Origin of the sequence: Streptomyces sp. NPDC052043 (genome assembly GCF_044548235.1) — a bacterium.
GTDB lineage: Bacteria > Actinomycetota > Actinomycetes > Streptomycetales > Streptomycetaceae > Streptomyces.
Genome location: NZ_JBIUBT010000002.1, coordinates 82,284 through 105,847 on the forward strand (window position 1 = coordinate 82,284; position 23,564 = coordinate 105,847).

At 71.1% G+C, this 23,564-nt stretch carries 18 protein-coding genes; 12 read left to right on the top strand and 6 right to left on the bottom strand.

The genetic code is table 11. From position 1 onward, the window contains the following. Positions 1 to 107 precede the first annotated feature (107 nt). The 3 genes from ACIHCX_RS05150 to ACIHCX_RS05160 all read left to right on the top strand — a co-directional run bounded on the left by ACIHCX_RS05150 (position 108) and on the right by ACIHCX_RS05160 (position 4,049). Positions 108 to 995: a FadR/GntR family transcriptional regulator gene (locus ACIHCX_RS05150; RefSeq protein WP_400026720.1), complete on the top strand. Its 888-nt coding sequence runs from the start codon at positions 108 to 110 to the stop codon at positions 993 to 995. A 532-nt stretch (positions 996 to 1,527) separates the two neighbouring features. Then, a complete protein-coding gene (locus tag ACIHCX_RS05155) occupies positions 1,528 to 3,072 on the top strand; it encodes an RNA polymerase sigma factor (RefSeq protein ID WP_400026722.1) in 1,545 nt (514 codons plus the stop codon). A 119-nt stretch (positions 3,073 to 3,191) separates the two neighbouring features. After that, entirely contained in the window at positions 3,192 to 4,049 is an 858-nt protein-coding gene (locus tag ACIHCX_RS05160) for a S1 family peptidase (protein ID WP_400026723.1), read from the top strand. Positions 4,050 to 4,148: 99 nt separating this feature from the next. Here the strand turns inward: ACIHCX_RS05160 and ACIHCX_RS05165 are convergent, their stop codons facing one another. After that, positions 4,149 to 4,379, bottom strand: a complete 231-nt coding sequence (locus ACIHCX_RS05165; RefSeq protein WP_400026724.1) for a hypothetical protein — start codon at positions 4,377 to 4,379, stop codon at positions 4,149 to 4,151. A 442-nt stretch (positions 4,380 to 4,821) separates the two neighbouring features. On the opposite strand from ACIHCX_RS05165, the gene ACIHCX_RS05170 reads away from it, so the two are divergent. The 3 genes from ACIHCX_RS05170 (at position 4,822) to ACIHCX_RS05180 (ending at position 9,280) form a co-directional block, all read left to right on the top strand. Beyond that, positions 4,822 to 6,945 carry a type IIA DNA topoisomerase subunit B gene (locus ACIHCX_RS05170; RefSeq protein WP_400026726.1) on the top strand — a complete coding sequence of 708 codons (2,124 nt, stop codon included), beginning with the start codon at positions 4,822 to 4,824 and terminating at the stop codon, positions 6,943 to 6,945. Positions 6,946 to 7,136: 191 nt separating this feature from the next. Further along, entirely contained in the window at positions 7,137 to 7,691 is a 555-nt protein-coding gene (locus tag ACIHCX_RS05175) for a DUF485 domain-containing protein (protein ID WP_400026727.1), read from the top strand. Beyond that, a complete protein-coding gene (locus tag ACIHCX_RS05180) occupies positions 7,688 to 9,280 on the top strand; it encodes a cation acetate symporter (protein WP_400026729.1) in 1,593 nt (530 codons plus the stop codon). Before ACIHCX_RS05175 ends, ACIHCX_RS05180 begins: the two co-directional genes overlap by 4 nt. Before the next feature lie 66 nt (positions 9,281 to 9,346). Here the strand turns inward: ACIHCX_RS05180 and ACIHCX_RS05185 are convergent, their stop codons facing one another. Beyond that, complete coding sequence (locus ACIHCX_RS05185; protein ID WP_400026731.1) at positions 9,347 to 10,039, bottom strand: response regulator; 693 nt, start codon at positions 10,037 to 10,039, stop codon at positions 9,347 to 9,349. 159 nt (positions 10,040 to 10,198) lie between these two features. Here ACIHCX_RS05185 and ACIHCX_RS05190 point away from each other — a divergent pair, with 159 nt between their 5' ends. The 3 genes from ACIHCX_RS05190 to ACIHCX_RS05200 all read left to right on the top strand — a co-directional run bounded on the left by ACIHCX_RS05190 (position 10,199) and on the right by ACIHCX_RS05200 (position 13,004). After that, entirely contained in the window at positions 10,199 to 11,014 is an 816-nt protein-coding gene (locus ACIHCX_RS05190; protein WP_400026732.1) for an ABC transporter ATP-binding protein, read from the top strand. After that, on the top strand, positions 11,004 to 11,867 hold the full coding sequence (locus ACIHCX_RS05195; protein ID WP_400026734.1) for an ABC transporter permease: 864 nt from the start codon (positions 11,004 to 11,006) through the stop codon (positions 11,865 to 11,867). Before ACIHCX_RS05190 ends, ACIHCX_RS05195 begins: the two co-directional genes overlap by 11 nt. 81 nt (positions 11,868 to 11,948) lie before the next feature. Continuing rightward, on the top strand, positions 11,949 to 13,004 hold the full coding sequence (locus ACIHCX_RS05200) for an ABC transporter substrate-binding protein (RefSeq protein ID WP_400026736.1): 1,056 nt from the start codon (positions 11,949 to 11,951) through the stop codon (positions 13,002 to 13,004). A gap of 57 nt (positions 13,005 to 13,061) precedes the next feature. Here the strand turns inward: ACIHCX_RS05200 and ACIHCX_RS05205 are convergent, their stop codons facing one another. From ACIHCX_RS05205 to ACIHCX_RS05215, 3 genes are all read right to left on the bottom strand, one after another. Beyond that, the gene (locus tag ACIHCX_RS05205) at positions 13,062 to 13,742 is read right to left on the bottom strand and encodes a response regulator (RefSeq protein ID WP_400026738.1); all 681 of its coding nucleotides are present in this window, start codon (positions 13,740 to 13,742) and stop codon (positions 13,062 to 13,064) included. Next, positions 13,739 to 15,409, bottom strand: coding sequence for an ATP-binding protein (locus ACIHCX_RS05210; protein ID WP_400026740.1), 1,671 nt, complete (start codon positions 15,407 to 15,409; stop codon positions 13,739 to 13,741). The genes ACIHCX_RS05205 and ACIHCX_RS05210 overlap by 4 nt, the downstream gene beginning before the upstream one ends. A 95-nt stretch (positions 15,410 to 15,504) precedes the next feature. Then, a complete protein-coding gene (locus ACIHCX_RS05215; protein ID WP_400026742.1) occupies positions 15,505 to 16,470 on the bottom strand; it encodes a sucrase ferredoxin in 966 nt (321 codons plus the stop codon). 188 nt (positions 16,471 to 16,658) lie between these two features. On the opposite strand from ACIHCX_RS05215, the gene ACIHCX_RS05220 reads away from it, so the two are divergent. Continuing rightward, entirely contained in the window at positions 16,659 to 17,849 is a 1,191-nt protein-coding gene (locus ACIHCX_RS05220; RefSeq protein ID WP_400026744.1) for a GTP-binding protein, read from the top strand. A 99-nt stretch (positions 17,850 to 17,948) separates the two neighbouring features. Here ACIHCX_RS05220 and ACIHCX_RS05225 read toward each other — a convergent pair whose 3' ends face one another. Continuing rightward, the gene (locus ACIHCX_RS05225) at positions 17,949 to 20,405 is read right to left on the bottom strand and encodes a DNA topoisomerase (ATP-hydrolyzing) subunit A (RefSeq protein ID WP_400026746.1); all 2,457 of its coding nucleotides are present in this window, start codon (positions 20,403 to 20,405) and stop codon (positions 17,949 to 17,951) included. Between the two features lie 321 nt (positions 20,406 to 20,726). Here ACIHCX_RS05225 and ACIHCX_RS05230 point away from each other — a divergent pair, with 321 nt between their 5' ends. Beyond that, complete coding sequence (locus tag ACIHCX_RS05230; RefSeq protein WP_400026748.1) at positions 20,727 to 22,100, top strand: M16 family metallopeptidase; 1,374 nt, start codon at positions 20,727 to 20,729, stop codon at positions 22,098 to 22,100. Then, a complete protein-coding gene (locus ACIHCX_RS05235) occupies positions 22,097 to 23,485 on the top strand; it encodes a M16 family metallopeptidase (protein ID WP_400026750.1) in 1,389 nt (462 codons plus the stop codon). Before ACIHCX_RS05230 ends, ACIHCX_RS05235 begins: the two co-directional genes overlap by 4 nt. Positions 23,486 to 23,564: the final 79 nt, after the last annotated feature.

A 23,564-nucleotide genomic window follows, 5' to 3' on the forward strand; every position in this document is an offset into this window, starting at 1 on the left:
ATTTCTTTCCGATAAGGCGTCAATTGCGACGAAGTGAGCGATCACCCTTTCGTGTGCTTTTCACCAAAGCCCTCAAGGGAGTTGGAGGCGGCGCCGACAAAAGATCCGTGAGTACCCTTGCGCACACCATGATGACCGCCGCCCGCTCCGCAGACTCCGGCCTGGTCGGCCCGGGCGAACTCGACCGTTACCCCTACACCGAGGCGACCGCCCCCGACCGCGTCGCGAGCCCCTCCTGGGAGGGGCCCGACCCGGAGCTGGGGCGCGTGGGTCGGCGTACCGCGGGCAGCCGCGGCCGCGGACTGCACGGCCAACTCGTCCAGCAGCTGGGACAGATGATCGTCTCCGGGGACCTGGGCGCCGACCGTCCGCTGGTGCCCGAGGAGATCGGCCAGCGCTTCGAGGTCTCCCGCACCGTCGTCCGCGAGTCGCTCCGCGTCCTGGAGGCCAAGGGCCTGGTCAGCGCCCGCCCGAACGTCGGGACGCGGGTGCGCCCGGTCAGCGACTGGAATCTCCTCGACCCGGACATCATCGAGTGGCGGGCCTTCGGACCGCAGCGCGACGACCAGCGCCGCGAGCTGAGCGAACTGCGCTGGACGATCGAGCCGCTCGCCGCGCGACTCGCCGCCGGGCACGGGCGCGAGGACATCCAGCAGCGCCTGTCCGACATGGTCGAGATCATGGGGCACGCCCTGGGGCAGGGTGACGCGCTCACCTTCTCCCGCGCGGATGCCGAGTTCCACTCGCTGCTCATCCAGATCGCGGGCAACCGGATGCTGGAGCACCTCTCCGGGATCGTCTCGGCCGCCCTCCAGGTGTCCGGCGGCCCCGTCACGGGCTGCGACCGGCCGAGCGAGGCCTCCCTGGCGCAGCACGCCCGGATCGTCGACGCGGTCGCGGGCGGCGACGGCGCCGCGGCGGAAAGCGCCATGCGCCAACTGCTCACGGCGCACCCCGAGGTCGAGCGGGTGGTCCCCGCGCCGCGCGAGCACTGAACCGCTCGGGCATCGGTCCCTGTGTGGGCGGCACGGCCCGGGGCCTGCCGTCCTCCGGCGGGGTCCTGCGAGAGGCGGTTCGCCGGCCGACGGCGTCCGCGGGTCCGCGAGTCCCTCCGTGAACCGGCCGACGGGGGCGCGCGGGACAGGACGAGCCGCGGGCAGGACCCGACGAGCCGCGCGTGGGATCGGACGAGTCGCGGGTGAGATCGGACGGGTCGTGGGTGAGATCGGCGAGCCGCGCGTGGGATCGTGTCCGTGGCGGCCGCCCTATTGCATCTGCCCACCTCTGACCGTTTTTACGCACTTACGGGGTGTGACTGGGGCCACGCAGATTGGGCGTAACACTCCTGGGTACAACGCGATGACCTAAGAGGTGACAGCCGAGGAAGGAATACGGACGCCGTACACGGCGCTGTGCGACTTCCCGGCCCCCGCCCGCGCCGTCGGCCCAATCCCCAGGCCGGTGGTCGGCTCCTGTCCATGACGGACGGGGCCGGAAGCCGTTTTCCAACGTTCCGAGAGGTTGTTCGTGTCGGCCAGCACATCCCGTACGCTCCCGCCGGAGATCGCCGAGTCCGTCTCTGTCATGGCGCTCATTGAGCGGGGAAAGGCTGAGGGGCAGATCGCCGGCGACGATGTGCGTCGGGCCTTCGAAGCTGACCAGATTCCGGCCACTCAGTGGAAGAACGTACTGCGCAGCCTCAACCAGATCCTCGAGGAAGAGGGTGTGACGCTGATGGTCAGTGCCGCGGAGCCCAACAAGCGCACCCGAAAGAGCGTCGCAGCGAAGAGTCCGGCCAAGCGCACCGCCACCAAGACGGTCGCGGCGAAGACGGTGACCACCAGGAAGGCCACCGCCGCCGCTGCTCCGGCGGCGCCCGCCGTCGGCGCGTCCGTCGAGGACGAGGCCCCCGCGAAGAAGGCCGCTGCCAAGAAGACGACCGCCGCCAAGAAGACGGCGGCCAAGAAGACGACGGCCGCCAAGAAGACGACGGCCGCCAAGAAGACCAGCGCCGCCAAGAAGGACGACGCCGAGCTGGTCGAGGACGAGGTGCTCGAGGAGGCCAAGGGCGCGGAGGAGCCCGAGGGCGCCGAGAGCGCCGGATTCGTACTCTCCGACGAGGACGAGGACGACGCGCCCGCCCAGCAGGTCGCCGCGGCCGGCGCCACCGCCGACCCGGTCAAGGACTACCTCAAGCAGATCGGCAAGGTCCCCCTGCTCAACGCCGAGCAGGAGGTGGAGCTGGCCAAGCGCATCGAGGCGGGCCTCTTCGCCGAGGACAAACTGGCGAACTCCGACAAGCTCGCCCCCAAGCTCAAGCGCGAGCTGGAGATCATCGCCGAGGACGGCCGCCGCGCCAAGAACCACCTCCTGGAGGCCAACCTCCGTCTGGTGGTCTCCCTGGCCAAGCGCTACACCGGCCGCGGCATGCTCTTCCTGGACCTCATCCAGGAGGGCAACCTCGGTCTGATCCGCGCGGTGGAGAAGTTCGACTACACCAAGGGCTACAAGTTCTCCACGTACGCCACCTGGTGGATCCGTCAGGCGATCACCCGCGCGATGGCCGACCAGGCCCGCACCATCCGTATCCCGGTGCACATGGTCGAGGTCATCAACAAGCTCGCGCGTGTGCAGCGCCAGATGCTCCAGGACCTGGGCCGCGAGCCCACCCCGGAGGAGCTGGCCAAGGAGCTCGACATGACCCCCGAGAAGGTCATCGAGGTCCAGAAGTACGGCCGCGAGCCCATCTCGCTGCACACCCCGCTGGGCGAGGACGGCGACAGCGAGTTCGGTGACCTCATCGAGGACTCCGAGGCGGTCGTCCCGGCCGACGCGGTCAGCTTCACGCTGTTGCAGGAGCAGCTGCACTCGGTCCTCGACACCCTGTCCGAGCGCGAGGCCGGCGTCGTCTCCATGCGCTTCGGTCTCACCGACGGTCAGCCGAAGACCCTCGACGAGATCGGCAAGGTCTACGGCGTCACGCGTGAGCGGATCCGCCAGATCGAGTCCAAGACCATGTCGAAGCTGCGCCACCCGTCGCGTTCCCAGGTGCTGCGCGACTACCTCGACTAGTCCGGTCGTATGACACGGAGAGCCCGGCCCCCGCGAGGGGCCGGGCTCTCCGTGCTGCGCGTCGCGCCACTCTGCATGACTCTGGGTGTTCCATGATCGCCCGAGAGTGAGGAGCATCCATGCGACGCCGTATTGCCCGTGCCCTGATCGGGCCGCTGGTCTTGGCGGCCGCGGGGGCCGCGATACCGTTGGCCACCGCGGCCCCCGTGGCCGCCGACAGCGTTGTCATCGGCGGTTTCCCCGTCGATGTCTCGCAGAGTCCGTGGACCGTGGCGCTCTCCAGTCGTGCCCGGTTCGGAGGCACCCGTGCGGGGCAGTTCTGCGGGGGCGTGGCCATCGGCCGCACCGCGGTGCTCACCGCGGCCCACTGTCTGTCAGCGGAGGCCGTGGGCGCGCCACGCACGCCGGATCTGAAGGTGATCACGGGACGCACGGATCTGCTCTCCGATCAGGGCAAGGAGGTCCCCGTGCGTGGCACCTGGATCAATCCGCACTACGACCCCGCCACCAATGCCGGTGACTTCGCCGTACTCACGCTTGCCGAGCCCTTGCCGAAGAGAGCCGTCATCCCCATGGCGGGCGCCGGCGACCCGGCGTACGCGCCGGGCACGAGCGCCACGGTCTACGGATGGGGGGACACCACGGGCGCCGCCTCCTATTCCACCAGCCTGCATGCCGCGTCCCTCCACGTCCTGCACGATGCGGAGTGCCAGAAGGCCTATCCGGGCGGCGGTGACGGTACGTACCGGCCCGAGAGCATGCTGTGTGCGGGGGAGAGTAGCGGTGGCCGGGACGCGTGCCAGGGAGACAGCGGGGGCCCGCTGGTCGCACAGGGGCGGCTGATCGGCCTGGTGTCGTGGGGCAGTGGCTGCGGGCGCGCCGGGAGCCCCGGCGTCTACACGCGGGTGTCCGAGGTCGTCCGGGCGCTGGCCCGGACCGGCGCGAAGGCGCCGCGTCCGTCGTCCGTCGAGTCCTGACCGGCGTCCAGGGGCACGGGGACGGGCGGTCGCTCCTGGATGCCAGGAGCGACCGCCCGTTCGCCGGCCTGCGCGGGAACTCGCTCGTCGGGCGGGATGTCAGCGCTCTTCGTCGGGGGCGTCCGTCGGAACGGAGGTCAGGCGCTCGGTCTCGTCCTGTATCTCAGCGGCGATCTTCTTGAGTTCTGGCTCGAACTTGCGACCGTGGTGGGCGCAGAAGAGCAGTTCTCCGCCGCTCAGCAGGACGACGCGCACGTATGCCTGCGCGCCGCAGCGGTCGCAGCGATCAGCGGCCGTCAGTGGGCTCGCGGGGGTCAGAACAGTAGTCACGTCGCCTCTTCTCTAGCTCGACGAGCTGTCGTACCAGGGTCAACATCCAACCAGCCCCAAACGTTCCCGATCGTGGCTTTTCCTCGAAAAATCAATTCCAGGCCGGTTGGTTGCTGCCGGTTTGGCGGCGAATGTGCCGTATTGCGTGTCTATGTGTCGTACGGGTTCGCGCTGTCGGTCATGGTCGGTCCTCCCCGGCCGGGTTGCCGGTTGTGAATGAGGACGTGCCCGGAGCCTAAATGGTTCATGCCTCGAAGGGAACGTGATATGTGCTTCACTCGGCTGAAAGATCGAACGTGTATGCGACTCTCTACTAGTCTGGGTTCCTGCCGAGGGTTGCGTTACAAGGGCCCTACCAGGCCTCGGTACCCTCTGAGCGGCTACCCAAGCCGTGCCCGTACCCAACGGGACCCCAACTGAAATTCAGCGAGGAGCGAACCGCGTGACCGCCGAGACGTCCGTGCCGTCCACAGCGCTGCTGGCAGGAGCAGACCGCGACGGGTCCAACTACACCGCTCGGCACCTGCTCGTCCTCGAGGGACTCGAAGCCGTGCGCAAGCGTCCGGGCATGTACATCGGCTCGACCGACAGTCGCGGCCTGATGCACTGCCTGTGGGAGATCATCGACAACTCCGTCGACGAGGCCCTCGGCGGCTACTGCGACCACATCGAGGTCGTCCTGCACGACGACGCCTCGGTGGAGGTGCGGGACAACGGCCGTGGCATCCCGGTCGACGTCGAGCCCAAGACGGGCCTGTCCGGTGTCGAGGTCGTGATGACCAAGCTGCACGCAGGCGGCAAGTTCGGCGGCGGCTCGTACGCCGCCTCCGGCGGTCTGCACGGCGTCGGCGCCTCCGTGGTCAACGCCCTGTCCGCCCGGCTGGACGTGGAGGTGGACCGAGGCGGCCACACCCACGCCGTCAGCTTCCGGCGCGGCGTGCCCGGCGCGTTCACCGGGGGCGGACCCGACGCCAGGTTCGAGCCCGGGAGCGGTCTGCGCAAGGCCAAGAAGATCCCCAAGACCCGCAGCGGCACCCGCGTGCGCTACTGGGCCGACCGCCAGATCTTCCTCAAGGACGCCAAGCTCTCCCTCGAGACCCTGCACCAGCGCGCCCGCCAGACGGCGTTCCTGGTGCCCGGACTGACCATCGTCGTCCGTGACGAGTACGGCCTCGGCGACGGCGGCAGCAAGGGCGAGGAGTCCTTCCGCTACGACGGCGGCATCAGCGAGTTCTGCGAGTACCTGGCGAGCGACCGGGCGGTCTGCGACGTCCTCCGCTTCACCGGGCACGGGACCTTCAAGGAGACGGTCCCGGTCCTCGACGAGCACGGGCAGATGACTCCCACCGAGGTCACCCGCGAGCTCGGCGTCGACGTCGCCATGCGCTGGGGGACCGGCTACGACACCACGCTGCGGTCCTTCGTCAACATCATCGCCACCCCCAAGGGCGGCACGCACGTGGCCGGCTTCGAGCAGGCCGTCACCAAGACCGTGAACGAGGTGCTGCGCGCCAAGAAGATGCTCCGCGTCGCCGAGGACGACATCGTCAAGGACGACGCCCTGGAGGGCCTCACCACGGTCGTCACCGTCCGCCTGGCCGAGCCCCAGTTCGAGGGCCAGACCAAGGAGGTCCTCGGCACCTCGGCGGCCCGCCGCATCGTGAACAACGTCGTCACCAAGGAGCTCAAGGCGTTCCTGACCTCCACCAAGCGTGACGCCGCACAGCAGGCGCGCGTGGTGCTGGAGAAGGCCGTCGCCGCGGCGCGCACGCGCATCGCGGCCCGCCAGCACAAGGACGCGCAGCGCCGGAAGACGGCCCTGGAGTCCTCCTCGCTGCCGGCCAAGCTCGCCGACTGCCGCAGCGACGACGTCGACCGCAGTGAGCTGTTCATCGTCGAGGGCGACTCGGCGCTCGGTACGGCGAAGCTGGCGCGGAACTCCGAGTTCCAGGCGCTGCTGCCGATCCGCGGCAAGATCCTCAACGTGCAGAAGTCGTCCGTCACGGACATGCTGAAGAACGCCGAGTGCGGCGCGATCATCCAGGTGATAGGAGCCGGCTCGGGCCGCACCTTCGACCTGGACGCGGCCCGCTACGGCAAGATCATCATGATGACCGACGCCGATGTCGACGGCTCCCACATCAGGACCCTGCTCCTGACGCTGTTCCACCGCTACATGCGGCCCATGGTCGAGGCGGGCCGGGTGTTCGCCGCGGTGCCCCCGCTGCACCGTATCGAGCTGATCCAGCCGAAGAAGGGCCAGGACAAGTACGTCTACACCTACTCGGACCGCGAGCTGCGCGACAAGCTGCTCGCGTTCCAGGGCAAGGGCGTGCGGTACAAGGACTCGATCCAGCGCTACAAGGGCCTCGGCGAGATGGACGCCGACCAGCTCGCGGAGACCACCATGGACCCGCGCCACCGCACGCTGCGCCGGATCAACCTCTCCGACCTGGAGGCCGCCGAGCAGGTCTTCGACCTCCTGATGGGCAACGACGTGGCACCCCGCAAGGAGTTCATCGCGAGCTCGGCCGCGACCCTGGACCGCTCGCGCATCGACGCCTAGCCAGGGCACACCGGTTCCCTTCGGCGCGGGCGCGGATACAAGTGCGGGTGCGGGTGCGGGTCTTCCCTCCGGGGGAGGCCCGCACCGCCGTGTCGGTGCCGGCGCGGCCACCGACGGGCTGCGTCACCTGATGGAGTGAAGAGCGGAGAGAAGAGAAGTCAGGGAACTTCCGCTTCTGTCCATCCTTGGACATGCAGCCAAGCAACGACCGCTTCCGCGCCGGAGGGGGCGGTCCCGGGAACGTGCCCGGGACCGACGAAGGCCAGGATCCGGAGCCCGAGGACATCAGGTACCGCGACCCGTGGTACGACGCGCTGGCCTCCGGCTGGGGCGACGGCAACGGCACGGGAGCTCCCACCGCACCCGTACCGGCGGCCCACCGGGAGGGGGTGGCCGGGCCGGAGGCCGGCGCGGCGGCCGAGGCGTACCTCGAGGTGCAGCGCAGCGCGGCGTTCCAGGAGGTGCGCAGCCGGTACCGGAGGTTCGTGATCCCGGCGGTCGCCCTCTTCCTCGCCTGGTACGTGGGATACGTCCTGACCGCGACGACCGCGCCCGGGCTGATGGCGCGGCCGGTGGCGGGCGCGGTGAACGTGGGAATGCTGGCGGGCCTCGGGCAGTTCCTCAGCACCTTTCTCCTCGCCTGGGCCTACGCCCGGCACGCACGGCTGCGCAGGGACCGGGCGGCGCTCGAACTGCGCTGGGACACACAGGAGCTGACGCGCGGCGTGCGCGGTGGTGCCTCGTGACGGGCAACCACCAGACGCTGGCGCTCGTCCTGTTCAGCGTGTTCGTGGCGGTCACCCTGGGGATCACCACCTGGGTGAGCCGCAACCGGCACGGATCCGCGGAGGAGTTCTACGCGGGCGGCCGGCTGTTCTCGCCCATGGAGAACGGTTTCGCCATCGCGGGCGACTACGCGTCGGCCGCCTCCTTCCTGGGCGTCCCCGGACTGATCGCCCTGTTCGGCTACGACGGGGTGCTGTACGTGGTGGGCTTCTTCGTGGCCTGGCTGGTCGTGCTCTTCCTCGTCGCCGAACTGGTCCGCAACTGCGGGCGGTTCACGCTCGCCGACGTGGTCGCGGCGCGGATGAGCGAGCGGCCGGCGCGGATCGCGGCGGGAACCTCCTCGGTCACCGTGTCCGTTCTGTACCTGGTCGCGCAGATGGTGGGCGCGGGCAGCCTGGTGGCGTTGCTCCTGGGCCGGACCGGCGCGGGGACGCAGGCCTGGACCGTCATCGGCGTCGGCGCCCTGATGGTGATCTACGTCTCGCTGGGAGGGATGCGGGCCACCACCTGGATCCAGATCGTCAAGGCGGTCCTGTTGCTGGGCGGCACCGTCGTGCTGACCGTGCTCGTCCTGGTCAGGTTCCACGGCGACCTCGACCGGCTGCTGCTCACCGCGGCCGAGCGCAGCGGCCACGGCGACGCCTTCCTGGCGCCAGGACTGAAGTACGGCGGGGACCTGACCGCGCGCCTGGACTTCATCAGTCTCGGGCTGGCGCTGGTGCTCGGCACGGCGGGGCTGCCGCACATCCTGTCCCGCTTCTACACCGTGCCGACCGCGCGGGCCGCCCGGCGCTCGGTGATCTGGTCCATCGGGCTGATCGGCGGCTTCTACCTGATGGCGATCGTCCTCGGCTTCGGCGCGGCCGCGATCGTCGGTCCTGACGCCCTGCGCGGGTCCAACGCGGCCGGGAACACGGCGGTCCCGCTGCTGGCCCTCGACCTCGGCGGCGGCGCCGACTCCACGGCGGGGACGGTCCTGTTCGCGGTGGTGGCCGCGGTCGCCTTCGCCACGATCCTCGCGGTGGTCGCCGGGATCACCCTCGCCTCCTCGGCGTCGGTGGCCCACGACCTGTACGCGTCGCTGCGCCGCCGCGGCGCCCGGCAGTACGGCGAGGTGGCCGTGGCGCGCGTCGCCGCGGTCGGCGTCGGCGTGGTGGCCATCGCCCTCGGTCTGCTCGCCCGCAACCTCAACGTGGCCTTCCTGGTGGGCCTCGCGTTCGCCGTCGCCGCCTCGGCGAACCTGCCGGTGCTGCTGTACTCGCTGTTCTGGCGCGGTTTCACGACCCGGGGCGCGGTGTGGGCCGTGTACGGCGGACTGGTTCCCGCCCTCGGGCTCGTCGCGCTCTCCCCGGTGGTCTCCGGCAGCCCCGACGCGTTGTTCCCGGGTGTCGACTTCCAGTTCTTCCCGCTGGAGAACCCCGGCCTCGTCTCCGTCCCGCTGGGATTCCTCGCCGGCTGGCTCGGCACCGTCACCTCCACCGAGGTGCCGGACGAGGCCAAGCACGCCGAGACGGAGGTGCGGTCGCTGACGGGGGCGGGGGCCGTGTAGCGAGGCCCGGCACCGCACCGCGGCGTCAAGAGCCTCCGTTCCGCCGTGCGGCGCGCGCAGGACGGGCTACGGCGCCACCCAGGCGTAGCGGTGCTCCGGCCGCCCCGTGTCGCCGTACTTCAGGGACAGGCGCAGGCGTCCGGCCTGCTCCAGGTGGCGCAGGTAGCGCTGGGCGGTGGAGCGGCTCAGGCCGGTGCGGGCGGCCACCTCGTGGGCGGACAGGGGCTGGTCGGCGCGGTGCAGCACACCGCAGATGAGGTCCGTCGTCGGTTCCGAATGGCCGCTGGGCAGCCCCGGGGACGCCGGCGCGGGCGTGGTGCGCAGGGCGCCGAAGATCCGGTCCACCTGCTCCTGCCCGGTGACGCCGCGTCCGCCGACACGGTCGACGGTGCGGCGCAGGGCGGCGTAGGACTCCAGGCGGGTGCGCAGCGCGGCGAAGGTGAACGGTTTGACCAGGTAGTGCAGCGCGCCCAGACGCATCGCCTGCTGGACGGTCGCCACGTCGCCGGCTGCCGTGATCATGATGACGTCGGTGCCGATGCCCTGTTCCCGCATGCGGTGGACGAGTTCAAGACCGGTGCGGTCGGGCAGGTAGTGGTCGAGCAGGACCAGGTCGATGCCACCGTGCTGCACGGTGGTCAGGGCCTGCGCGGCACTGTGCGCGCGGGCGGCCACCCGGAAACCGGGAACCTTTCCCACGTACTTGGCGTTTATCTCAGCGACACGGAAGTCGTCGTCGACCACCAGGACGTCAATCATCGGGCCACTTTCCCTGAAGGCCATGCGGGCGTTGAGCCGTTGTCCGGCTCCGTTGTTGTAGCGCGAGCAAAACGAGCACAACAGGTGCTTGCGAGCAAAAGAACGGATTGCGCTCAGAAGACTGCTGCTGTGGGCGGGGCCACATCTACCGTCCCGGCCATGAGCGCAGACACCAGCCCCGCCATCGAACTGCGGGGCGCGAGCAAAACGTTCAGGACCCCGTCCGGGGGCCTGCACACGGCGGTCCGGGACCTCGACCTCACCGTGCGGCGCGGCGAGTTCGTGGCCGTGGTCGGCCCCACCGGCTGCGGCAAGTCGACGACCCTGACCCTGGTCAGCGGGCTGGAGGAGCCCACCGAGGGTGATGTGCTGGTGGCCGGCGAGCCCGTGCAGGGCGTCGGCGGCAAGGTCGGCTTCGTCTTCCAGCAGGACGCCACCTTCCCCTGGCGTACGGTGCTGTCCAACGTGATGGCGGGACCGCGCTTCCGCGGCGTACCGAAGGCGGAGGCGAAGGAGAAGGCGCGCGCCTGGCTGGCCCGCGTCGGGCTCTCCGCCTTCGAGGACCGCTACCCGCACCAGCTCTCCGGTGGTCAGCGCAAGCGCGTCGCCCTCGCCGCCACCTTCGTCAACGACCCCGAGATCCTGCTGATGGACGAGCCCTTCTCGGCGCTCGACGTGCAGACCCGGGCACTGATGTCGGACGAGCTCCTGGAGCTGTGGGAGGGCACGGGCGCCTCGGTGGTCTTCGTCACCCACGACCTGGAGGAGGCCATCGCGCTGGCCGACAAGGTCGTCGTCATGACCGCCGGCCCCGCGACCGTGAAGCAGGTCTTCGACATCGACCTGCCGCGGCCGCGCAAGGTCGAGCAGGTGCGCCTGCAGCCCGAGTTCATCGACATCTACCGCGAGATCTGGGATTCGCTCGGCGAAGAGGTCCGCATCACCCGTGAAAGAGGTGCCGCTCATGTCGCCTGAGGTTCTCAGCACTCCGGTCGTCGATACGGCCAAGGCCCCGGACCGCGCGCACTCCAGGGCCCGCGCCGCGCGTAGGCGCAAGGTGGTCGTCGGCTCCGCCCGCGCCCTGGTGCTGGTGGCCGTGCTCGGCCTGTGGGAGGCGCTGTCCCGGGCCGAGGTCATCGATCCGTTCAACTTCTCGATGCCCTCGAAGATCTGGGACCAGATCTGGACCTGGACCATGCACGGCACCGCGCAGGGCTCGCTGGGTGAGCAGGTCTGGTACACGCTCTACGAGGCCCTGATCGGCTGGGTGTTCGGCGTGGTGGTCGGTGTGATCCTCGGTATCGCGCTCGGACGCATCACCTTCCTCGCTGATGTCCTCGGCCCCTACATCAAGGTGCTCAACTCCCTCCCGAGGATCGTCCTGGCCCCGATCTTCGTGATCTGGTTCGGGCTCGGACCTCTCTCCAAGATCGCCTCGGCCGTCGTGCTCGTGTTCTTCCCGGTGTTCTTCAACGCCTTCCAGGGCGCCCGGGAGGTCGACCGCAACCTGGTGGCCAACGCGCGGATCCTCGGCGCGAGCGACCGCAGGGTCACCTTCCAGGTGGTCATCCCGTCCGCGACCTCGTGGATCTTCACCAGCCTGCACGTCAGCTTCGGCTTCGCCCTCATCGGCGCCATCGTCGGCGAGTACATCGGCGCCACCAAGGGCATCGGCCTGCTGGTCGCGACGTCCCAGGGCACCTTCAACGCGGCCGGTGTGTACGCCGCGATGGTCATCCTCGCCGCGGTCGCGCTCGTCGCCGAGGGGCTGCTCACCTTCACCGAGCGCCGCATCTTCCGCTGGAAGCCGGCGGGCTCCGGGGACTGACCGCCCACTGCCACACCGGCTCTGGTCCCCCCTTTCTTCTTCGTCTCCTCGTACTGCTCTCTCACAAGGACGTGAACTCTCATGCGCAAGACCGCCAGATTCGCGGCGTCGGCCGCCGCCGGCCTGCTCGCCCTGTCCTCCCTCACCGCCTGCGCCAACGACGCGGCAAGCTCCACCTCTGACTCGGGCAAGAGCAAGGGCAAGGGCGAGCACGTCAAGATCATGGTGGGCGGCCTGGACAAGGTCATCTACCTGCCCGCGATGCTCACCCAGCGCCTCGGCTACTTCACCGACGAGGGCCTGGACGTCGAGCTGCTGAGCGAGCCCGCCGGCGTCCAGGCCGAGACCGCCCTCGTCTCCGGCCAGGTCCAGGGCGCCGTCGGCTTCTACGACCACACTCTGGACCTTCAGACCCACAAGAAGTACGTCGAGTCCGTGGTGCAGTTCTCGCACGCGCCGGGCGAGGTGGAGGTCGTCTCCAACAAGGCGGCGGACAAGATCACGTCACCGAAGGACTTCAAGGGCAAGAAGCTCGGCGTCACCGGCCTGGGTTCCTCGACCGACTTCCTCACCAAGTACCTGGCGGTCAAGAACGGTGTGAAGGTCAGCGAGTTCAGCCCGGTCGCCGTCGGCGCGGGGCCGACCTTCATCGCCGCACTCGAGCAGGGCTCCATCGACGCCGGTATGACGACCGATCCGACCGTCGCGACGATCCTGGAGAAGAAGGCGGGCAAGGTCCTCGTCGACATGCGCACGCCCGAGGGCTCGCAGGAGGCGCTCGGCGGCCCGTACCCGTCGTCCAGCCTCTACATGCAGACGGACTGGGTCAACGGCCACAAGGAGACCGTCCAGAAGCTGGCCAACGCGTTCGTCAAGACGCTCAAGTGGATGTCCACCCACAGCGCCGACGAGATCGCCGCCAAGATGCCCGCCGACTACTCCCAGGGCGACCAGGCGCTCTACGCGGAGGCGATCAAGAGCACGCTGCCGATGTTCACCACCGACGGCGTCATGCCGCAGAACGGTCCGGAGACCGTCGAGAAGGTGCTCAAGGCGTTCAACCCCAACATCCAGAACGCCAACGTGGACCTGAGCAAGACGTACACCACCGAGTTCGTCGAGAAGGCCGCGGGCTGACACCTGTAGGCAGGGGCCCCTCCCGGGGCCTGTTGCGAACAGGTCCCAGCCATGGCCTCAGGCGCGGGCCGCCCACACGTAACGGTGTTCCGGGCGGCCCGTGCCGCCGTACTTCAGCGTCAGCCGGGCCTGCCCGGTGCGCTCCAGGAACTTCAGACAGCGCTGGGCGGTCTGCCGGCTCACCGCGGTCCGTTCGGCGACCTCCTGGGCCGACAGGGGCCCGTCGGCGCTCATCAGGGTCCGGCGGACGAGTTCGGCGGTGGCGGGGGAGTGCCCCTTGGGCAGCCCGGGTTCCGGCGGCGCCGACAGCGCCCCGAAGAACCGGTCGACCTGGGCCTGTTCTGCCTCCCCGCCGTCGTCCAGGGCGCGGCGCAGCGCCGCGTACGCCTCCAGTCTGGACCGCAGCCCGGCGAAGGTGAACGGCTTGATCAGGTAGTGGAGCGCGCCGTGCCGCATCGCCGCCCGCACGGTCGACACGTCGCGGGCCGCCGTCACCATGATCACGTCGGTCAGGTGGCCGCGACCGCGCATCTCCCGCACGACCGACAGACCCGTGTCGTCGGGCAGGTAGTGGTCCATGAGGACCAGGTCGAGGCGCGGCAGCGTCTCCAGCCGGAGGAGGGCCTCGGCCGCGCTGTGCGCCTCACCGGCGACGCGGAAGCCCGGCACCTTCTCCACGTAGGCGGCGTTGACCCGCGCCACCCGGACGTCGTCGTCCACGACCAGGACCTCGATCACCGCTGCTCCTCGCCGGCCGCCGCAGCGGGGCCGAGGACGGCCGCCGGCTCCGGTTCCGGCTCGGCGAGCGCCTCGGGGAGGACGACCGTGAACTCCGCGCCGCCGCCGTACGCCTCGCCGACCGTGACGGTTCCGCCCTGCCGCTCGGCGAGCCTGCGCACCAGGGACAGACCGATACCGCGCCTGCCGTGCGCCGGCGGCTGCTTGGTCGACCACCCCTCCGTGAAGATCAGGTCACGCCGGCCCGCCGGGACCCCGGGACCGGTGTCGCGCACCCGGAGCACGGCGGTACGTCCCTCCGCGCGCAGCTCGACCTCCACGCGCGCGTGGGGGGTCGCCGCGACGGCGTCGAGCGCGTTGTCGACCAGGTTGCCGACGATCGTCACCAGCCCCCTGGGGTCGACGAGCCGGTCGGGCAGGTGCGTGCGGTCCGACAGCCACAGCGCGACCCCGCGCTCGGCCGCGACGGTCGCCTTGCCGACGAGCAGGGCGGCGAGCAGCGGGTCCTGGATCTTCTCGGTGACCTGCTCGGCGGTGGCCCGGTGGTCGCCGACCACCTCTCCGACGAACTCCACGGCGTCGTCGTACATCTCCAGCTCCAGCAGCCCGAGCAGCGTGTGCATGCGGTTGGCGTGCTCGTGGTCCTGGGCGCGCAGGGCGTCGATCAGGCCGCGCGTCGAGTCCAGCTCCCGGCCCAGTTCCTCCAGTTCGGTGCGGTCGCGCAGGGTGGCGACGGCGCCCCCGTCGTCGGTCGGCATCCGGTTGGCGACCAGGACGCGCTGCCCGCGCACGGTGAGCAGGTCGGTGCCCGTCACCCGCCCGGCCAGGACGTCGGTCGTACGGCCCTGGCCGAGCGCCTCGTCGAGCGACCGGCCGACCGCCGCGTCGTCGAGGCCGAGCAGCCGCCGTGCCTCGTCGTTGAGCAGGCGGATCCGCCCGCCGCGGTCCAGGGCCACGACCCCCTCCCGGATGCCGTGCAGCATGGCCTCGCGCTCGGCGAGCAGGGCCGCGATGTCCGAGAAGGCCAGGTCCCTCGTCTGCCGCTGGACCCGCCGGGAGACGAGCCACGCGGCCAGCGCGCCCACGGCCAGGGCGCCGCCGGCGTAGGCGAACAGGCCCGGGATGGCGTCGATCAGCTTGGCCCGCACGCTGCCGTAGGCGATGCCGACCGAGACCGCCCCCACGATGCGGTGGTCGTCGTCGTACAGGGGCACCTTTCCGCGTGCCGAGCGGCCCAGCGTGCCGGTGTCGATCTCCATGACCTTCCGGCCGGCCAGGGCCGTCCCGGGATCCGTGGACACGGGCCTGCCGATCTGCTCCGGATCCGTGTGCGACCAGCGCGTGCCGTGCATGTCCATCACCACGACGTACTCGGCGCCGGTCGTCTTCCGGATCCGCTCCGCCTCCCGCTGCACGGGCCCGTCGACGCTCGGTGCGGTGTGCTGGAGGTCCCGTGCGATCTGCCGGTTCTGGGCGGCGGTCTCGGCGATGGCGAGCGCCCGCCGCATCGCCTGCTCGTCCAGCTGGTGGCCCAGCGGCGCGAGGAACAGACCGGTCGCGAGCACGGCGACTCCCGCGGCGATCACCAACTGCATCAACAACACCTGCGAGAAGACACGTCGCGGCAGGCCCAGCCGCCGGCGGCGTGCGGGAGGAGAGGCGCTCATGACCATGACAGTACGTCGGGGCGCGGGGGCTGCTCCCGGGTGTGGTGCGGATCTCCCGCCGTGCGCCTCGGTGGTCGTCCCCGGCCGGTGGGCCGTCAGCAGGCGAGCGGTGCGGTCGCCGGTTCGCGGACGGCGACGACCTCCATGCGCGTCGGCCCGCCCAGCGGCGAGGCGCCACAGCTCTCCGGGTGCGGCGGCAGAGCGGCCCGCTGGACGACGGTCACACGCCACCGGCGTCCGTCGGCATGGGCGACGGTGACCTCCCAGCACGGCGCCGAGCCGGCGGTGAGCAGGTCCTCGGTGCGCACGACGCTCAGCGCGTCCGCGCGGAACTCGCCCGCCGCCTCCCGCACCGCCAGTTCCGCGGCCTGCCCGGGCCGCTCCCAGGCCGTGCGGCCCCGGCAGCCCTCGAGGACCACCCGGCCCTCGCTCACACCGTGCAGGACCTCCTTGACCGCGTGGGCCTCGGCCCTGCCGTAGGCGTATCCGAACGGCAGCACGAGCAGTGTCGGCGAGAAGCGGTGGCCGCCCAGGTGCGTGACCTCCCAGACGTCCTGGACTCCGGAGGAGGCGAGCTCGGCCGCGAGGGGGCGGCCGAGGAGGGCGCAGCACTGGTCCCGCTTGCCGTTGGTGCACACCAGCGCGAGCGGATCACCTGTGTGGGGTCCGCCCCGCAGAGCGGCGTCGAAGGTGTGGTGGTCACCCTTGCCCAGGGCGGCGAAGTCGAGGGCCAGCAGGTCGTCCGGGTCGGTGGTCGTGGCGCTGTGCAGCGATACGTTTCCGGGGACGGTGTGGGCCGCGTACACCTGCCGTACGGACCGTACGGGCCGGGTGCGGCGGTCGGCGTGCCGCCCCGGACGGCGGATGAGCGCGACACGGACGCCGGTGCCCTGCACCGCGCGCTCCAGCGCACGCCCGAGCGCGGGGTCCAGATGGCTCGAGGTGAGTGCCTTGGCACCCCAGGGGCCGGGCTGTTCCAGCAGCAGCCAGGTCGTCGCCGTGGCCGCGGTGGCGGCCACCGGCTCGTCGAGCTGCCGGGAGGAGGTGGAGCACGTACTCACGCAGGTGAGCCTAACCTGACTCCGGCCGGAGCAGCGTCCAGCCCCCGGAGTGTTCTGCTCCGGATACCGCCGCGCCGGCGGTTCGGCGGCCGTGACGCCCACGGCTCGTATCCTTGGTCGGCATTCCATCCTCGTACGTGCGCCGGTTCTTGAGCCGGCGCGCGCGTCGGCGTGAGAGAGGTCGCACGGTGAGTCAGCCGAGCCGGTACCCGAGTCCGAGTCGCAGCGCGGCGCAGATCCCGGTCGTGGTGCTCGCCGGATTCCTCGGCTCGGGCAAGACCACGCTCCTCAACCACCTGCTGCACCGCAGCGGCGGCAGCCGCATCGGTGCGATCGTCAACGACTTCGGGGCCGTCGAGATCGACGCCATGGCGGTCGCGGGAGCCCTCGGGGACTCCACCGTCTCCCTCGGCAACGGGTGCCTGTGCTGCGCGGTCGACGCCAGTGAGCTCGACGTGTACCTCGACCGGCTGACGAGTCCGGCCGCCGGTGTCGACGTCGTCGTCATCGAGGCCAGCGGGCTCGCCGAACCCCAGGAACTCGTCCGCATGGTGCTGGCCAGCGACAACCCCAGGGTCGTCTACGGCGGGCTCGTCGAGGTCGTCGACGCCGTCGAGTTCGACGACACCCGCGCGAGGCATCCCGAGATCGACCGGCATCTGGCGCTCGCCGACCTCGTGGTCGTCAACAAGACCGACCGGGCCGCCGCCGGTGGGAAGGTGCTCGAACTCGTACGGACCCTGGCCGACGGGGCCGCCGTCGTCCCGGCCTCGTACGGCCGGGTGGACCCCGAGTTCCTCTTCGACTGCCGGCCGAGCGAGGAGCGGGTCGGGCAGCTCTCCTTCGACGACCTGCACGTGCCCGACGCGGACGACGCCCACGACCACCATGCCGGGCATCTGCACGCCGGCTACGACAGCCTCTCCTTCGTCTCCGACGTGCCGCTCGACCCCCGCCGGCTGATGCGGTTCCTGGACAGCCGCCCCGACGGGCTCTACCGGATCAAGGGGTACGTCGGCTTCGGCCCGTACGATCCGCGCAACCGGTACGCCGTGCACGCCGTCGGGAGCTTCCTGCGCTTCTACCCCGAGCCCTGGCCGGACGGCGAGCCCCGCCTCACCCAGCTGGTGCTCATCGGTTCCGGCATCGACGCGGGCGCCCTCGGCAAGGAGCTGGAGGCGTGCAAGCGGATCGCTCCGCAGGCCGACGAACACGGAATGTGGGGCGTCCTGCGCTACGTCCGGGACCCCGAGCCCCACGACCCCACGACCCCGGCCCCGGACCTCGCCCCGGACCCGGTCCTCGCCCCGGACCCGGTCCTCGCCCCGGACCCGGTCCTCGCGGACCCGCCCCCGGACCTGGTGGACCCCTCGGTCTAGACGAGCCTGGGCACCCTGGCCTCGGGTTTCGCGGAACCGGTCCCCGCCCCGGTCCCGGCCCTTCCGGTCCTGGTGCCGGGACCGGAAGGGGCCCTCGGATCAGGCGGGGCCGGCCACCACCCACACCGTCTTCGGCAGGGACACGCCCGAGCCGTCGCGGCGCGGGTCGATCTCCGGGAGTTCGGCCGGGCTGCCGTTCTTCTGGGTGGCACGGGCCGGGACCGGGCCGGCCCAGGCGAAGGCCAGGCAGTCCTCGCCCTTCAGGAACCGCTGGCAGCGCACGCCGCCGGTGGCGCGGCCCTTGCGCGGGTACTGGTCGAACGGCGTGACCTTGCCCGTCGTCTGCACGGAGTCGTCCAGCGTGCCGCGCGAGCCCGCGACGGTGAGGACGATCGCGTCGGCGGCCGGGTCGACGGCCGTGAACGAGATGACCTTGGCGCCGTCGGTGAGCTTGATGCCGGCCATGCCGCCGGCCGCGCGGCCCTGCGGGCGGACCTGGGAGGCCTGGTAGCGCAGGAGCTGGGCGTCGTCCGTGATGAAGACCAGGTCCTCCTCGCCGGTGCGCAGCTCGACCGCCCCGACGATCCGGTCACCCTCCTTGAGCGTGATCACCTCCAACTCCTCCTTGTTGGAGGGGTAGTCGGGGACGACCCGCTTGACGACACCCTGTTCGGTGCCGAGCGCCAGGCCCGGCGAGGACTCGTCCAGCGTGGTGAGGCACACCACGGTCTCGTCGTCCTCCAGGGAGACGAACTCGGCCAGCGGAGCGCCGCCGGAGAGGTTCGGCGCAGACTCCGTCTCCGGCAGTTGGGGCAGGTCGACGACGTTCACGCGGAGCAGGCGGCCCGCCGACGTCACCACGCCCACCTCGCCTCGGGCGGTCGCCGGGACAGCCGAGACGATCACGTCGTGCTTGTGCCGCTTGCCGTCCGTGTCCCGCGGGAGCGGCTCGCCGCTCACCGTGCGGGCCAGCAGGCCCGTCGAGGACAGCATGACGCGGCACGGGTCGTCCGCCACCTGCAGCGGCCCCGCGGCAGCCGGGGCCGCGCCCGCCTCCAGCAGCATGGTGCGCCGAGGGTTGCCGAACTTCTTGGCGACCGCGGCCAGTTCGGCCGAGACCAGCTTGCGCAGCTCCGCGTCCGACTCCAGGATCCGGGTCAGCTCCTCGATCTCCGCGGTGAGCCTGCTCTTCTCCGCCTCCAGCTCGATGCGGTCGAACTTGGTCAGGCGGCGCAGCGGGGTGTCGAGGATGTACTGGGTCTGCACCTCGCTCAGCGAGAAGCGCTCCATCAGGCGTTCCTTGGCCTGCGCGGAGTTCTCGCTGGCGCGGATCAGACGGATGACCTCGTCGATGTCCACCAGCGCGGTGAGCAGACCCTCGACCAGGTGCAGTCGGTCGCGCCGCTTGCCCCGGCGGTACTCGCTGCGGCGGCGTACGACGTCGAAGCGGTGGTCGAGGTAGACCTCCAGGAGCTCCTTCAGGCCGAGCGTGAGGGGCTGGCCGTCGACCAGGGCGACGTTGTTGATGCCGAAGGACTCCTCCATCGGCGTCAGCTTGTAGAGCTGCTCCAGGACGGCCTCCGGCACGAAGCCGTTCTTGATCTCGATGACCAGGCGCAGGCCGTGCGCACGGTCGGTGAGATCCTTGACGTCGGCGATGCCCTGGATCTTCTTCGAGCCGACCAGGTCCTTGATCTTGGCGATCACCTTCTCCGGGCCCACGGAGAAGGGCAGCTCGGTGACGACCAGGCCCTTGCGGCGGGCGGTCACGGTCTCCACCGAGACCGTCGCGCGGATCTTGAAGGTGCCGCGGCCGTTCTCGTAGGCGTCCCTGATCCCGGACAGACCGACGATCCGGCCACCGGTGGGCAGGTCGGGGCCCGGGACGTGCCGCATCAGGGCGTCCAGGTCCGCGTTCGGGTGGCGGATCAGATGGCGGGCGGCCGCGATGACCTCGTTGAGGTTGTGCGGGGGCATGTTCGTGGCCATGCCGACGGCGATGCCCGAGGCCCCGTTCACCAGCAGGTTCGGGAAGGCGGCCGGCAGCGCCACCGGCTCCTGCTCCTGGCCGTCGTAGTTGGGGGCGAAGTCGACGGTGTCCTCGTCGATGGACTCCGTCATCAGGCCCGTGGCCTCGGCCATCCGGCACTCGGTGTACCGCATGGCGGCCGGCGGGTCGTCGTTGCCCAGCGAGCCGAAGTTGCCGTGGCCGTCGACCAGGGGGACGCGCATCGAGAAGGGCTGGGTCAGACGCACCAGGGCGTCGTAGATCGACGCGTCGCCGTGCGGGTGCAGCTTGCCCATGACCTCGCCGACGACGCGGGCGCACTTCACGTAGCCGCGGTCGGGACGCAGGCCCATCTCGTTCATCTGGTAGACGATGCGGCGGTGCACCGGCTTGAGTCCGTCCCGGGCGTCCGGCAACGCGCGGGAGTAGATGACCGAGTACGCGTACTCGAGGAAGGAGCCCTGCATCTCGTCGACGACGTCGATGTCGAGGATTCTCTCCTCGTACGAGTCGTCGGGCGGCGGGGTCTTCGTGCTGCGGCGGGCCATCGCTGCCGGCTCCTTGCTGAAGCGTGACGGGATCTGACGCCGACCATTGTGGACCGCCCGGCTGACAACCCGGACCACGCCCCGTCCCCACAGGGCGCGTTCCGGGGTCCCGTCCGGCCTCCGGGCCGCCCTCCCGCCCGTCCGCGCCCGTCCTCGCGACCCGTCCCGCTCCCGGGTGCCGCCGGGGCGCGTCGCTTTCCGTCTCGCTCTCGGCGTACGGACCGTGGGAACTTCGCCAGGGGTCCACACGCTTGCATACAGTGGCAGGACCGGCAGGAAAAGGGCGGTTCGCAGACCGCCACCGCGATCGAAGGGACGTACATGCCCAAGGGTCACACGGCCGCAGCCGAAGCAGGATCCGGCGGCCTGACAGCGACCGAGCACCGGCTGGCCAACGGCCTGCGCGTGGTGCTCTCCGAGGACCACCTGACCCCGGTCGCGGCGGTGTGCCTCTGGTACGACGTCGGCTCGCGCCACGAGGTCAAGGGACGCACCGGCCTGGCTCACCTTTTCGAGCACCTGATGTTCCAGGGCTCCGCCCAGGTCAAGGGCAACGGCCACTTCGAGCTGGTGCAGGGCGCGGGCGGCTCGCTCAACGGCACCACCAGCTTCGAGCGCACCAACTACTTCGAGACCATGCCCGCCCACCAGCTGGAGCTCGCCCTCTGGCTGGAGGCCGACCGCATGGGCTCCCTGCTCGCGGCGCTGGACGACGAGTCCATGGAGAACCAGCGCGACGTCGTCAAGAACGAGCGCCGCCAGCGCTACGACAACGTCCCCTACGGCACCGCCTTCGAGCGGCTGACCGCCCTCGCCTACCCGGAGGGCCACCCGTACCACCACACGCCGATCGGGTCCATGGCGGACCTGGACGCGGCCACCCTGGAGGACGCGCGCGCGTTCTTCCGCACGTACTACGCGCCGAACAACGCCGTCCTGTCGGTCGTCGGCGACATCGACCCGGAGCAGACGCTCGCCTGGGTCGAGAAGTACTTCGGCTCCATCGCGTCCCACGACGGCAAGCCCGAGCCCCGCGACGGCTCCCTGCCCGAGGTCATCGGCGGGCAGCTGCGCGAGGTCGTCGAGGAGGAGGTCCCGGCCCGCGCCCTGATGGCCGCCTACCGGCTGCCGCACGACGGCACGCGCGCGTCCGACGCGGCCGACCTGGCGCTCACCATCCTCGGTGGCGGCGAGTCCTCCCGGCTCTACAACCGGCTGGTGCGCCGCGACCGTACGGCCGTCGCGGCCGGCTTCGGACTGCTGCGGCTGGCCGGCGCGCCCTCCCTGGGCTGGCTGGACGTGAAGACCTCCGGCGACGTCGAGGTCCCCGTCATCGAGTCGGCCATCGACGAGGAGCTCGCCCGGTTCGCCGAACAGGGCCCGACGGCCGAGGAGATGGAGCGCGCCCAGGCCCAGCTGGAGCGCGAGTGGCTGGACCGCCTCGGTACGGTCGCCGGCCGCGCCGACGAACTGTGCCGCTACGCCGTCCTGTTCGGCGACCCGCAGCTCGCCCTGACCGCCGTCAAGCGCGTCCTGGAGGTGACGCCCGAGGAGGTTCAGGAGGTCGCCAAGTCCCGTCTGCGCCCCGACAACCGCGCGGTGCTCGTCTACGAGCCGACCACCGCCGACGCGCAGGACGACGCCCAGGACGCGGACGCCGCGGCCACCGACGAGACCGAGGAGGCGGCGAAGTGACCGAGCTCGCCACGATGGAGTTCCACCCCCAGCCCCGGGCCGGCGCGGCCAAGCCGTGGGCGTTCCCCGCACCCGAGCGCGGGACGCTGGACAACGGCCTGACGGTGCTGCGCTGTCACCGCCCCGGCCAGCAGGTCGTCGCCGTCGAGGTGCTCCTTGACGCACCCCTGGACGCGGAGCCGGCCAGTCTGGACGGCGTCGCCACGATCATGGCGCGGGCCTTCTCCGAGGGCACCGACCAGCACTCCGCCGAGGAGTTCGCCGCCGAGCTGGAGCGCGCCGGTGCCACCCTCGACGCGCACGCCGACCACCCCGGCGTACGGCTGAGCCTGGAAGTCCCGGCCTCCCGCCTGGCCAAGGGTCTCGGCCTGCTGTCCGACGCCCTCAGGGCGCCGGCGTTCGCCGACTCCGAGGTCGAGCGGCTGGTGCGCAACCGGCTCGACGAGATCCCGCACGAGCTGGCCAACCCGGCCCGCCGCGCCGCCAAGGAGCTGTCCAAGGAGCTCTTCCCGGCCGACGCGCGCATGTCGCGTCCGCGCCAGGGCACCGAGGAGACGGTCGGCGCCATCGACGCGGCGGCCGTGCGCGCCTTCTACGACCGGCACGTGCGCCCGGCCACGGCCACCGCCGTGGTCGTCGGCGACCTCACCGGCGTCGACCTCGACGAGCTGCTGAGCCGGACCCTGGGCGCCTGGACCGCCTTGCCCGCCAAGCCGCGGCCCGTGCCGCCGGTGACCGCCGACGACACCGGCCGTGTGGTCATCGTGGACCGGCCCGGCGCCGTCCAGACGCAGTTGCTCATCGGGCGGATCGGTCCCGACCGGCACGACCGCGTGTGGCCCGCCCAGGTGCTCGGCACCTACTGCCTCGGCGGCACCCTCACCTCCCGCCTGGACCGCGTCCTGCGCGAGGAGAAGGGATACACCTACGGGGTGCGGGCGTTCGGTCAGGTGCTGCGGTCGGCCCCCGACGGGTCGGGCGCCGCGATGCTTGCCATCAGCGGCTCGGTCGACACCCCGAACACCGGCCCGGCCCTGGACGACCTGTTCACGGTGTTGCGCAAGCTCGCCGCGGAGGGCCTCACCGACGCCGAGCGGGACGTCGCTGTGCAGAACCTCGTCGGTGTGGCGCCGCTGAAGTACGAGACGGCGGCCGCCGTGGCCGGCACGCTGGCCGACCAGGTCGAGCAGCACCTGCCCGACGACTACCAGGCGACGCTCTACCAGCAGCTCGCCGCGACCGGCACGGTGGAGGCCACCGCGGCCGTCGTCAACGCGTTCCCGGTGGACCGTCTGGTGACGGTCCTCGTCGGTGACGCGGCGCAGATCAAGGAGCCCGTCGAGGCCCTGGGCGTCGGCCGGGTCGTCGTCGTCGCGGCCGAGTAGAGGCCCGCCTCGCCGCCGCCGAGCGCGGCGAGGGGCACACGCGCGCACAGGGCCCTGGTGACCGAAGCGTCACCAGGGC